The following is a 13,013-nucleotide window of genomic DNA, read 5'->3' on the forward strand; positions in this document are numbered from 1 at the left end:
CGTGGATCCTGGCGGTGGCCATGGCCCGGCCGCCGAGGGTCAAGCGGCTGGCAATCGGCCCAACAATGCGTCGAAGCGACCCAGGCGCACGTGACGCAGTTGCCCCCCGACGACCACCCCGCCATCCGGCAAAATCCACGCGCGCTGGATGCCGCTGTCCAGATCGAGCGCGCCGTGGCGGATGCGCAGGACCTGGCCGGAATCGGGATGCCACAACTGGCCCAGGTCCAGGCTGCGGTGCGGCGCATGCCAGTGGCCCAGCAGCAGCCAGCCTTGCGGCAGGGACTGCAGGATCATGCCGCCGGCGGGCATCTGTTGCGGCGCATGGCGGCTGACGGCAAGGGCGTCCAGGTCCGCATGGCAAAGCGCGTCGTCTTCCAGCCAGGCGATGGCGCCGCTGCCGCAGGCGACGGGATGCGAGAGATCCCCCGATGCCGCGTCGGCAGGGCCCAATGCCAGGGGATGCAACTGGCCGTCGCGCCACCGCAGAAGCCGGCCACGGCACAGCACGCAGGCACGGCCGTCGGGCGTCTGAATCACCGCCGAGCGGTCGCTGACGGGGCGGCGCTGCGGCGGCGCGGTGTACAGCAGTGCCGGCTCGATGGCGACCGCTTCGTCCTGCGCGGCAAAGCCCCGGTACACGAACACCATGCTGCGATCCACCAGCAGCAGGTCGTCGCCCGCGAAGCCCAGGCTGAATTCGGGCGTGCGGCGCTGCGCCTGCGCCGCGCGCGGCGGCAGCGCAAGGCCGGGACGGTTGAGCGGCGCGGCCTCGACCCGGGGCGCGCGCAGCAGGTGGGCATAGGGCGTGCTGGCGATGCCGTCTGGGCCTTGCTCGATCCAGGCATGGACGCCGTTGGCGGCAACGGCCGACGCCAGCAGGCCGCGATGCGGCTGGAACTTGCCGCCAACCTCGCGCAAGGCCGGCCAATCATGCAGGTCCCCCAGTTGCGGCGCCGCCGCGTCACGGTTGGCCATGCATGCCCAGCCCGGCGCCAGCGGGACGCACTGCGCCATGTCCAGATAATCGCCAGGCTGCGCCAGCGGACCGGAAGCGAGGCGCGGCAATGCCGCCGGCGCGCCTTGCGGGGCGCCGTCCTGCCGATGCCGCGTACCTTGTCGGCCCTGTGCCGCGATCCGCGCCAGCGCGTCACTAACATCGGCCAGAGGCACGATCAGCAGATGGATGGCGTCGTCGTCTTCGTCCTGCTCGATCAACGCCAGCCCCTGCGCTTCCAGTTCCTGGCCCAGCGGCGGCAGGAAGTCGTCGGCGCGGTCATCGCGCAACGCCGCGCGCAGTGCATCGAGCCGCGCGGCGGCCAGGGCCGGGTAGCGCGCCGCATACGCCTGCCGCAACCCGTCCAGCAGCTCCGGCAGCGGCGTCTTCCAGTCGAAGGACAACGGCTCCATCGCGATCGGCGCGGCCGCCATCAGCGCGAGAACCCGCGCGCCGAGATCTCCCAGATGTCCTGCACGATGCCGTCGCGATAGACCACCAGCCCGTCGTGCAGGTTGAAGGTGGGATCGACGTGCGACGGCACCAGCAGCAGCGTGTCGCCCAGCGCCGGCGGCTGCGCGTCGGGCGCCACGCGCACCACGCCGTGTTCGTCGTTGATGGCGGCGTATTGCAGGCCCTGGGCGCCGTGGATCGCGGGCGGGCCGCATTCGGCGGTGGTGGACTTCAGGCCGGCGTCGAGGATGACGCGGTCCGGCGCTGGGGTGCTCATCACGGTGGACAGCACGAACAGGCTGTTCTGGAAGGCGAGCGCGCCGTCCCATTCGTTGGCGCCGTAGTCGCCGTCCATGAAGGCGTAGGAACCGGCCTGCAGTTCGGTGTAGACGCCGCTGGCGGCATCGAATTCGGCGCTGCCGGTGCCGCCGCCGGTAATGATGTCGCAGGCGATGCCGCTCTCGCGCAGCAGCAGTTGATACGACGCGGCGATGCGCGCGGCCTGGCGGCAGACCGCGGCGCGTTCTTCGCGGGTGCGCAAGTGCTGCACCGAGCCGTGATAGGCCTGCAGGCCGACGAAGGTCACGCCCGGCAGGTCGCGCGCCTGCTGCGCCAGCGCCAGCACGGTGGCGTCGTCGGACACGCCGCAGCGGCCCTGGCCCACGTCCACTTCCACCAGCACGTCGATCTCGGCGCCGGCCGCGGCCATGGCCTGCGAGATCCGCGCCAGGTTGGTGGCATTGTCGACACAGACGCTGAGCTTGGCGGCGCGCGCCAGTTGGGCCAAGAGGCGCAGCTTGGCCGGGCCGACCACTTCGTTGCTGATGTGGATATCGGTGATGCCGGCGGCCACGAACGGCACGGCTTCGCTGACCTTCTGGCAACAGATGCCGCGCGCGCCCAGCGCCAGTTGGCGGCGCGCGATCTCGGGGCATTTGTGGGCCTTGGCGTGAGGCCGCAGCGCGACCTCGTGGCGGTCGGCCCAGGCCTGCATGACGCGCAGGTTGGCCTCGAACGCGGCCAGGTCCAGCACCAGGCTGGGCGTGTCGACGCTGGCCAGGGGATCGCCGGCCTGGGCGGGCGGGGGCAGCGCAATGCCGCGTATGACTTCCTGGGACATCTGGAAACTCCGTTGTCTGCACTGCGGGGAAAGCGATGACCCCCTGGTAAACCATAGCCTTGCAAGCATTGGCGCGGGGGTGCTGCCATGCCAGAATTTCACCACAAATAAAGCCCCGCGCCATGCGCCCGCACAACGGGCCGATTCGATACCGAGCGGGAGCCGAGGCCGCGCAACGGCCCAGCAGCACCAATGCATGCCCCTTATCTATTCCCTGGAGAAGCTCGCATGAAAACGAAAAGCTGGATCACCACCCTGACCCTGGCGTTGTCACTGGCGGCCGCGGCCGGCACGGCGCAGGCGCAGCAGTTCTTCCGCATCGGCACCGGCGGCACCGCCGGCACCTACTATCCCGTCGGCGGCATCATCGGCAACGCCGTGTCGCAACCCGGCAAGCTGATCGCCACCGCGGTCGCCTCCAATGGCTCGGTCGCCAACATCAACGGCATCATGGGCGGTTCGTTCGAGGCCGGCTTTACGCAGTCGGACGTGGCGTACTGGGCCTACAGCGGCACCGGCACGTTCGAAGGCAAGCCCAAGGCGCAGGACCTGCGGCTGATTTCCACGCTGTACCCGGAAAGCATCCACCTGGTGACGCGCAAGGGCGCCGGCATCAAGGGCGTGGCCGACCTGAAGGGCAAGCGCGTGTCGATGGACGAGCCAGGCTCGGGCACGCTGGTGGACGTGCGCCTGATCCTGGGCGCCTACGGCATGACCGACAAGGACATCAAGGCCGAATACCTCAAGCCCAACCAGGCCGGCGACAAGCTCAAGGACGGCGGGCTGGACGCGTTCTTCTTCGTCGGCGGCGCCCCCGCCGGCGCCATCGCCGAGCTGGCCTCCACCGGCAATATCGAGCTGGTGCCGCTGGTCGGCCCGGAAATCGACGCGCTGCGCGCCAAGCAGGAGTTCTTCACGCCCGACGTGATCGCCGCCAACACCTACCAGAACCTGCCCGAGGTCAAGACCATCTCGGTCAACGCGCAGATGGTCACGTCGGCCAAGATTCCCGAGCAGACGGTGTACGAGGTGACCAAGGCGCTGTACAGCGACGCCACCCGCAAGACGCTGGACGCAGGCCACGCCAAGGGCAAGCTCATCACCAAGGAAAACGCGGTCAAGGGCGCGGGCATTCCGTTCCATCCGGGCGCCGAGAAGTTCTACAAGGAAGTCGGCCTGCTGAAGTAGGCCCGTCGCCGCGGACCCGTTGGCGCCGGCCTGCCGCGCCGGCGTGGGTCCGCACGCATCCGCGCGCGCCGTCGCGTGGCAGGGGCAGGGCCGTCCGGCCCTGCCCGCCGTGTTCTTCCCGAGATTCCAGGCCATGGAAATTGACCACCAGAAGACCCAACAACTGGCGGAGAAGTACGACTCCGAGATCCGCTTTCGCCCGCTGCACCAGACCGCCACCTGGCTCGTGTCCGGGCTGCTCGTCGCGCTGTCGCTGTTCCACTACTACACCGCCGGCTTCGGCCTCTTGCGCGAGGCCACGCACCGCGGCGTGCACCTGGCGTTCGTGCTGAGCCTGATCTTCCTGGTGTTCGGCTTTTCCAAGTCGCACTACCAGCGCGAGCCGAAGTCCACCTGGTATGCGCCGGGCGGCGTGCCGCTGTACGACTGGATCATCGCCATCGCGCTGGCGCTGTCGGTGCTGTACATCCCCTACATCTTCGAGGACCTGGCGTTCCGCGTCGGCAATCCGATGCCAATGGACGTCTTCATGGGCTCGATCCTGCTGATCGGGCTGCTGGAGGCGACGCGCCGCGCCATGGGCTGGCCGCTGCCCATCATCGCGCTGGTGTTCATGGCCTATGCGATGTTCGGGCCGTATTTCCCCGGGCTGCTCAAGCACGCCGGCAACACCTGGCCGCAGATCGTCAACCACATGTACCTGACCAGCCAGGGCGTGTACGGCGTGGCGGTGGGCGTGGTGGCGACCTACGTGTTCCACTTCGTGCTGTTCGGCGTGCTGGCCACGCGCATCGGGCTGGGCCAGTTGTTCCTGGACGTGGCCTCGACGGTCGCCGGACGCTATGCCGGCGGGCCGGCCAAGGTGTCGGTGTTCGGCTCGGCCATGTTCGGCATGCTGTCGGGCTCGTCGGTGGCCAACGCCGTGACGGTGGGCTCGCTGACCATTCCGGCGATGATCCGCATCGGCTATCCGCGCCACTTCGCGGCGGGGGTGGAGGCGGCCAGCAGCACCGGCGGACAGATCACGCCGCCGATCATGGGCGCGGCGGCGTTCCTGATGATCGAGTTCCTGGGCATTCCATACCAGCAGATCGCGATCGCCGGCATCTTCCCGGCCTTCCTGTATTTCTTCGGCATGTTCATGCAGGTGCACTTCGAGGCCAAGCGCGAGGGCCTGCGCGGGCTGACCGAAGCCGAGATGCCGAAGCTCAAGCAGTCGTTCAAGATGCGCTGGCCGACGCTGATCCCGCTGTTCCTGCTGATCGGCGTGCTGGCCAGCGGCCGCACGCCGTACCTGGCGGCGTTCGCCGGCATCACGGGCTGCATCATCGTCGGCCTGCTCAATCCGTTCCAGCGGCTGCGCTGGCGCGATCTGTACGAGGCCTTCGAGACCGGCGCCAAATACGCGCTGGCGGTGGGCGCGGCGGCCGGCACGGTGGGCATCGTGATCGGCGTGGTGACGCTGACGGGCGTGGGGTTCAAGATCTCGTACATCGTGATCGCGGCCTCGCAAGCGCTGGCCAGCGGCGCGGCCATGGTGATTCCGGACAGCCTCGCCAACATGCAGTCGCTGACGCTGATCGCCGCGCTCATCATGACGGGCATCGTGTGCATCCTGATGGGCTGCGGCGTGCCGACCACCGCCAACTACCTGATCATGGTGGCGGTGGCCGCGCCGACGCTGGTGCAGTTGGGGGTGCAGCCGATCGCGGCGCACTTCTTCGTGTTCTATTTCGGCATCCTGGCCGACATCACGCCGCCGGTGGCGCTGGCGGCCTACGCGGCGGCGGGCATGGCGGGCAGCGATCCGTTCAAGACCGGCAACACGGCGTTCCGGCTGGGCATCACCAAGCTGATCGTGCCGTTCGTGTTCGTGTTTTCGCCGTCGCTGCTGATCTCGGTGCAGGGCTTCACCTGGTACGACTTTTTCGTGACCCTGTTCGGCTGCATGGTGGGGCTGGTGCTGCTGTCGGCGGCGTTCTCGCGCTACATGCTGGTGGGCATGAAGAGCTGGGAACGCTGGCTGTGCACGCTGGGCGCGCTGCTGACCATCCTGCCGGGGCTGACCAGCGGGCTGGTGGGGCTGGCCATCTGCATTCCGGTGTTCATCCGCCAGTTAGCGCAACTGAAACTGGAAACAGCGCCGAAAACCGTCTGAAGCGTAGGGGCATTAAAGAGGGGCGGACCCCGGAAGTCCGCCCCGGCCGCATCGCGCAACCCCTTATTCTGTCAGCCTTTCCGCGCGGTTTTCATGACTGTCGCAAGGCCACTACGGCCCACCGCCCTCGGCCTTTTCGGCGGTTGCCCGGGCAAATAAATCAGCGTAAAGTAAAATTCATGTTTGCTGGTCTGCCGATATGCGGGCCGACTGTGCAAACAGGCACAAGACTGCGCCATATGTTCGATATCCTGGTTTACCTGTACGAGAATTACTACACGCCGCAAGCCTGTCCCGCCGCTGACGTGCTGGCCAAACGGCTGGCCGCCGCCGGGTTCGAGCACGAGGACATCGATGACGCGCTCGGCTGGCTTTACGGCCTGGCCGAAACCACCGAACGCTGCGTCGATCTCGCCCAAGCCCCCGCCACCGGTACCCGGATCTACACCGATAACGAATACCAGCAACTCGGCTCCGAATCCATCGGCTTCATCGCCTTCCTGGAATCGGCCGGCGTGCTGCCCGCGCCCTTGCGCGAGATCGTCATCGACCGGGGCCTGGCGTCGCCGGAATCGCCCGTGCCGCTCTCCAAGATCAAGATCATCGCCCTCATGGTTCTCTGGAGCCAGGAAGCCGAGATCGACAATCTGGTCCTGGAAGAGCTGCTGGACGAAGACGGCGTGCGCTTGCTGCACTGACGGCGCCGGCTCCGGCCGGCGTTCGTATCCCCGCGCCGCGCGCGCTTCCTGCGCGCGGCGTCGCCACGCCGCAACCCCCTTGCTCCGCTTCGCCATCCCGTGACCTACACCGGCCGCTTCGCCCCCAGCCCCAGCGGCCCGTTGCACGCGGGCTCGCTGGTGGCCGCGCTGGCCAGTTGGCTGGATGCGCGCGCCCACCAGGGCCGCTGGCTGCTGCGCATCGAGGACGTGGACACGCCGCGCACGGTGCCCGGCGCGGCCGAAACCATCATGGGCCAACTGGAGGCCCTGGGCCTGCGCTGGGATGGCGACATCGTCTGGCAATCGCAACGCGGCGACGCCTATCAGGCGGCCTTCGACGCGCTAGCCGCCCGCGGGCTGGTCTATGGCTGCGGCTGCACCCGCCGCGAGATCGCCGATTCGGCGCTGCGCGGCCAGGCGGCGCCCGGCGCGGACGGCGAACGCCCATACCCCGGCACCTGCCGCCACGGCCTGGCGCCGGGACGCGAGGCGCGCGCCTGGCGCGTGGTCATGCCGGAAGGGGTGGAGCGTTTCGAGGACCGCTGGCTGGGGCCACAGGAGCAGGACGTGGCGCGGGCGGTAGGCGACATCGCCGTGAAGCGCGCCGATGGCCTGTGGGCCTATCAACTGGCGGTGGTGGTGGACGATGGCGCGCAGGGCGTGACCGACGTGGTGCGCGGCGCCGACCTGCTCAGTTCGACCGCGCGCCAACGCGTGCTGGGCCGGCTGCTGGGCCTGCCGCCAGTGCGCTACCTGCACGTGCCGTTGATCCTGGACCCTGCCAGCGGCCTGAAGCTGTCCAAGCAGAACGGCGCCCCGGCCATCGACACGAGCGCGCCGCTGGCGTCGCTGCAAGGCGCCTGGCGCGCGCTGGGATTCGCGCCGCTGGACGCGCCGGACACGGCGGCCTTCCTGCGTGAGGCGACGGCGCGCTGGGTCGCGCGCTTTCCGCTGCCCTGATCCGGCCTGTCACTCCTACAACGGCTGCAGATCCTCGCCCAGCATGCGCACCAGCAGGGCCTCGCCGTTCTCGGCCACGCGCAGTTCGCCGAACTTGGCGACTTCATAGCGCTTGGCCTGGCCTTCGGGGAAGAAATAGGCGTTGGTGACGATGCGCACCTGGTTGTCGCGCACGCGATAGCGCAGCGGCACTTCGCCGTCGCCATGCGGCCTGGCGTCGGTCTGAATGCGCACGGGCTGGTACACGCCGCGCGAATCGCCCGTCAGCATGACGTAGCCGTCGGACGCTCCGCCCATGACGGAGTCCTCCGTGTCCTGGCGCTCGCCGCCCAGCCGCAGCCGGGTGACTTCGCGCCCGGCGGCGAAGTTGAGCGCCATGTAGTCGCCCTGCATCAGCGAGCGCGGGTCGACCGGCGCCAATTCCAGGATCACCACCTTGCCGTTGGCCAGCAGCTTTTCGCGCTGCCAGATACTGCCGTTGGCCACCACCAGCACCAGCGCCAGGCCGCCCAGGATCGCCAGGGTGCGCCAGCGCAGGGCCGGCGAGACCGGCGGCAGCGGCGCGCGGCGCGACGGGTCCTGGGTGCGCATCAAGCGCGGCACCAGCCACACCAGCACCCGCAGCACGAACAGCAGCACGGCGCCGCCGCCCAGCCACAGCGCCTTCTGCAACAGCGGCACGTCGAGCTGGTAGTAGTACACGCCCAGGTAGGCCAGCAGGCTCAGTACGCCGAAGATCGTGACGCCCAACTGGTTCAGGCCGAAACCCAGCAGCAGCCAGGCCAGCGCGAAGCCGACCCCGGGGCTGGGCAGCCAGAACAGCGCCAGCAACAGCAGGGCGATCGGCACGCCCCAAATGACGCCGGGGGTCAGCACATGCCGGCGCGGCCACAGCACCGCCATCGCGGCCGCCGCGGGCAAGACGGCGCCCGCGCACACCAGCAGCGCGGTCTGCGGATGCAGTTGCCACATGGCCGGCAGTTGCAGCACCGACAGGCCGCTGGCCAGCCACACCATGCCCTGCACCGACAGCAGGAAGGCCCAGGCCAGCGGTTGCAGCGCGTGGCCGCGCTTGCCGCCCAGCCGGTGCGCCAGGGTCAGGATCACGGCCGTGGCCCAGGCGCCGGTCACGGCGATGGGCAGCCAGATGAAGGCGGCGCGGGCCATGTCGAGATACAGCAGGGAGTCGATCATGTCCTCGCGCAGCAGCTCGGGCGCCAGGATGCGCCAGATCAGGCCGGCGCCGGCCAGGGCGATCAGCCCGCCACTCAGGAAGCGCAGGATCACGTCCGGCCCCAGCGCGTACACCGCCGTGGCCATCAGCAGCACGAACAGGCAGGCGCTGGCGAACGAGGTCGAGCTGGACATGCCGTAGATGATGAGGATCTGGCCGGCGAAGGCCATGGCCGTGCCGCACTGGCGCCAGAACGGGCCGGCGTCGCTGCGCAGCACCGCCACGCCGGCGGCGCACAGCACCAGGCCGGCCACCAGCGCGCCTTCCTCTGAATTGATGATGCCGGAGAAGGCCACGAACACCAGCAGCAGCAACGTGGCCAGCCAGGCGCTCAGGCCCAGGATGCACTGTACATACCAAGGCGGTTCGGTATGCGGCACGGCGGGCGGCGCCACCTGGGCGACGGGTTCGCCTGCCTCGGCGGGGTCGACCGCGTTGCCCGCCGAGGCGGCGGCCGGCTCGGCGTCGGCGGGCGCGGCGGCGGCGACCCGGGGCGGCTGGGCCAGCCCGCGCAGCCAGCGCGCGGCCCAGACGCCCTCGGCCATCAGCAGCGCCGCCAGGGGCAGGGCGGCCCAGACGCCGGGCTCCAGCCGCAGCAGCCATTCGCCGACGATGCGCAGCGAGACGCAGATGGCGCCGGCCGCCAGCATGGCGAGAATGACCAGGTCACGGCGGCCGCGCTGGTAAAAGAAACCCAGGCCCAGCGTCACGGCGATCCAGGCCAGGCTGTTGACGGAGCCCAGGCCGCGCAGCATGAAGTCGCCGAACATCAGCGCCACCACCAGCGGGGTGACCACCAGCGCCGCCAGGACCCGTGGTCCGATCAGGGTGCTGGCGCGCCAGCGGCGCGCCGCCAGTTCCCAGCCCAGCAGCAACAGCAGGTTCCAGGCAGCCACGATCAGGCTGGCGACCTGGGGGCCGCCGAAGATCAGCCACCAGGCGAAGGCGCGCTCGCCCAGCCACAGGACCAGGGCGACGTTGGTCACCAGCGCCCACAGCAGCCAGACGGCCTGGCTGGCCGCCACCAATGCCCACGGCAGCAGCAGGACCGCCCACCAGGCGAACAATTCCCAGGTATCGGCGCCAGTCTGGTAAGTTTGGCCTAATAACGCGAGCAGGGCGCCGAGCAGGATGCCGGCCAGGGCCAGCAGCGCGCCGGGAATGCTGCGGCGCACGCCAGGGGTGGCGCGCAGGCGCAAACCGGTCCACGCGGCCGCCAGCGCGGTCAGGGCCAGCAGGCCCTGCGTGCCGGCGAAGCGCTGGATTTTTGTCATGTCCTGCCAGTTCGCCGCGACCCAGCAGATGGCGGCGCTGCCGAGCAGCAGGACCCCCAGCCAGAGGGTGCTGCGCGCCAGGAATTGACGCCATGCGTGAAGTTCCGATCCCACTTGCCGTTCAATGCCGACTTGCATCTCGCGAAACTCCGATCTTATTATCCGCGCTACTACGGCGGGACTGCCGCCACTGGATACACATGAATAAAACGCTGATTATTGCCGAGAAGCCCTCGGTGGCCCTTGATATATCACGCGCCTTGGGAGGCTTTGCGCGCGAGGGCGACTATTTTGAAAGCGAACGTTACGTACTGGCGTCCAGCATCGGGCATTTGCTTAGCTTGGTCGCGCCCAACGATCCGGTCAAGGGGAAATGGAGCTTCACGCACCTGCCGGTAATTCCGCCTGAATTCGAGCTCGGGCCGACCGACAAGAAATCCGCCGAGCGCCTCAAGCTGCTGGTGCGCCTGGCCAAGCGCAAGGACGTCGATGCCATCATCAACGCCTGTGACGCGGGGCGCGAGGGCGAACTGATCTTCCGCTACATCATTCAGTATGCGGGCGTGAAAAAGCCGATCCAGCGCCTGTGGCTGCAATCCATGACCCAGGCCGCCATCCGCGAGGCCTTCGCCAACCTGCGCGACGACAGCCAGCTCAAGCCGCTGGAGGCCGCCGCCCGCTCGCGCGCCGAGGCCGACTGGCTGGTGGGCATCAACGGCACCCGCGCCATGACCGCCTTCAACAGCAAGGACGGCGGCTTCTTCAAGACGCCGGTGGGCCGGGTGCAGACCCCCACGCTGGCCATCGTGGCCGAGCGCGAGGAACGCATCCGCCGCTTCGTGCCGCGCGACTACTGGGAAGTGCGCGCCACCTTCGTGGCGGCCGCCGGCCTGTACGAAGGCCGCTGGATCGACCCGGACTTCAAGAAGGACGAGCGCGACCCCGAGAAGCGCGAGTCGCGCCTGTGGTCGCAGGCCGCCGCCCAGAGCGTGGTGGCCGCCTGCCGCGACCAGCCAGGCAGCGTCACCGAGGAATCCAAGCCGTCGACCCAGATGTCCCCGGCCCTGTACGACCTGACCTCGCTGCAGCGCGAGGCCAACGGCCGCTTCGGCTTCTCGGCCAAGACCACCCTGGCGCTGGCCCAGACCCTGTACGAACGCCACAAGGCGCTGACCTACCCGCGTACCGACTCGCGCTATCTGCCCGAGGACTACATCGGCACGGTGCAGGAAACCATGCGCGCGCTGGCCAAGGGCGGCTCCAACGCCGTCGGCGGGCTGTCGCGCCATGCCGAGACCGTGGTCAGCCAGCACTGGGTCAAGCCGAACCGCCGCATCTTCGACAACAAGAAGGTGTCGGATCACTTTGCCATCATCCCGACGCTGCAGATCCCGCACGACCTGAGCGAGGCCGAGGCCAAGCTCTACGATCTGGTGCTCAAGCGCTTCCTGGCCGTGTTCTTCCCGGCCGCCGAATACCGCGTCACCACCCGCATGACCGAGGTGCAGGGGCATCGCTTCCGCACCGACGGCAAGGTGCTGGTCAATCCGGGCTGGCTGGCCGTGTACGGCAAGGAAGCCCAGGGCGAGGACGCCAACCTGGTGCCGGTGGGCGACGGCGAGACCGTGCGCACCGAGGACGTCGAAGCCGTGGGCCTGACCACCAAGCCGCCGGCGCGCTTTAACGAAGGCACGCTGCTGTCGGCCATGGAAGGCGCCGGCAAGCTGGTGGACGACGAGGAACTGCGCGAGGCCATGTCCGAGCGCGGCCTGGGCACGCCGGCCACGCGCGCGGCCATCATCGAAGGCCTGCTCAACGAGGTCTACCTGCGCCGCGAGGGCCGCGACCTGGTGCCGACCGCCAAGGCGCGCCAGTTGATGACGCTGCTGTCGGGCCTGGACGTGTCGGAACTGACTTCGCCCGAGCTGACCGGCGAATGGGAACACAAGCTCAAGCAGATCGAGCAGGGCGCGCTGGACCGCCAGGCCTTCATGCGCGAGATCGCCCAGATGACGCAGGTGATCGTCAAGCGCGCCAAGGAATACGAGCGCGACACGGTGCCCGGCGACTACGCCACGCTGCAGACGCCGTGCCCCAAGTGCGGCGGGGTGGTCAAGGAAAACTATCGCCGCTTTGCCTGCACCAACTGCGACTTCTCGATCGGCAAGCACCCGGGCGGCCGCACCTTCGAGCTGCCGGAAGTCGAGGAACTGCTGGCCAAGCGCGAGATCGGTCCGCTGCAGGGCTTCATCAGCAAGATGGGCCGGCCGTTCGCCGCCATCCTGCGCATCAGCGACGAGTACAAGCTGGAATTCGACTTCGGCCAGAACGACGAGGACGACAACGAGGCAGTGGACTTCTCCGGCCACACGCCGGTGGGCACCTGCCCCAAGTGCCAGTCGCGGGTGTTCGAGCACGGCATGAGCTATGTCTGCGAGAAGTCGGTCGGCCCTGAAAAGAGCTGCGACTTCCGCTCGGGCAAGGTCATCCTGCAGCAGGAAATCTCGCGCGAGCAGATGGAAAAGCTGCTGACCGACGGCCGCACCGACCTGCTCGACGGCTTCGTGTCCAGCCGCACCAACCGCAAGTTCAAGGCGTTCCTGGTGCGCCAGCCCGACGGCAAGATCGGCTTCGAGTTCGAACCGCGTCCGGAGAAACCCGGCCGCGGCCGCGCCCCGGCCAAGACCGCCGGCGCCGCCACCAAGACGGCGGCGAAGAAGGCGCCGGCCAAGAAGGCCGCGGTGAAGAAGACCGCGACCAAGACCGCCACGAAAACGGCCACCAAGACGGCGACCAAGACCGCCGCCAAGAAAGCCGTGAAGAAGGCCGCGCCCAAGAAGACCGCGGCATAAGCCGCCACGGTCTACACTTGCGTGGCACGACGAGAACGCCCGGGCAACCGGGCGTTTT

The 13,013-nt window shown here is 68.8% G+C and carries 8 protein-coding genes; 5 read left to right on the forward strand and 3 right to left on the reverse strand.

What is annotated here, in order from left to right:
• Positions 1 to 39: 39 nt before the first annotated feature.
• The gene (locus SB816_RS01140; protein WP_410546421.1) at positions 40 to 1,431 is read right to left on the reverse strand and encodes a hypothetical protein; all 1,392 of its coding nucleotides are present in this window, start codon (positions 1,429 to 1,431) and stop codon (positions 40 to 42) included.
• Positions 1,431 to 2,570, reverse strand: a complete 1,140-nt coding sequence (locus tag SB816_RS01145) for a DSD1 family PLP-dependent enzyme (RefSeq protein ID WP_410546422.1) — start codon at positions 2,568 to 2,570, stop codon at positions 1,431 to 1,433. Before SB816_RS01145 ends, SB816_RS01140 begins: the two co-directional genes overlap by 1 nt.
• Positions 2,571 to 2,798: 228 nt before the next feature.
• Between SB816_RS01145 and SB816_RS01150 the strand changes: the two genes are divergently transcribed.
• The 4 genes from SB816_RS01150 (at position 2,799) to gluQRS (ending at position 7,595) form a co-directional block, all read left to right on the forward strand.
• On the forward strand, positions 2,799 to 3,758 hold the full coding sequence (locus SB816_RS01150) for a TAXI family TRAP transporter solute-binding subunit (protein WP_054504337.1): 960 nt from the start codon (positions 2,799 to 2,801) through the stop codon (positions 3,756 to 3,758).
• A 133-nt stretch (positions 3,759 to 3,891) separates the two neighbouring features.
• On the forward strand, positions 3,892 to 5,916 hold the full coding sequence (locus SB816_RS01155) for a TRAP transporter permease (RefSeq protein WP_054504389.1): 2,025 nt from the start codon (positions 3,892 to 3,894) through the stop codon (positions 5,914 to 5,916).
• Positions 5,917 to 6,155: 239 nt separating this feature from the next.
• The gene (locus tag SB816_RS01160) at positions 6,156 to 6,614 is read left to right on the forward strand and encodes a DUF494 family protein (protein WP_054504336.1); all 459 of its coding nucleotides are present in this window, start codon (positions 6,156 to 6,158) and stop codon (positions 6,612 to 6,614) included.
• Between the two features lie 99 nt (positions 6,615 to 6,713).
• Positions 6,714 to 7,595 carry a tRNA glutamyl-Q(34) synthetase GluQRS gene (gene gluQRS / locus SB816_RS01165; RefSeq protein ID WP_162876607.1) on the forward strand — a complete coding sequence of 294 codons (882 nt, stop codon included), beginning with the start codon at positions 6,714 to 6,716 and terminating at the stop codon, positions 7,593 to 7,595.
• Positions 7,596 to 7,610: 15 nt separating this feature from the next.
• On the opposite strand, the gene SB816_RS01170 is transcribed toward gluQRS, so the two are convergent.
• Complete coding sequence (locus SB816_RS01170; protein WP_343719463.1) at positions 7,611 to 10,241, reverse strand: GDYXXLXY domain-containing protein; 2,631 nt, start codon at positions 10,239 to 10,241, stop codon at positions 7,611 to 7,613.
• A gap of 62 nt (positions 10,242 to 10,303) precedes the next feature.
• Between SB816_RS01170 and SB816_RS01175 the strand changes: the two genes are divergently transcribed.
• The gene (locus SB816_RS01175; protein WP_054485405.1) at positions 10,304 to 12,955 is read left to right on the forward strand and encodes a DNA topoisomerase III; all 2,652 of its coding nucleotides are present in this window, start codon (positions 10,304 to 10,306) and stop codon (positions 12,953 to 12,955) included.
• The last annotated feature ends 58 nt before the right edge of the window (positions 12,956 to 13,013 follow it).

Source organism: Achromobacter sp. SIMBA_011 (genome assembly GCF_046535435.1).
Lineage (GTDB): Bacteria > Pseudomonadota > Gammaproteobacteria > Burkholderiales > Burkholderiaceae_B > Achromobacter > Achromobacter dolens.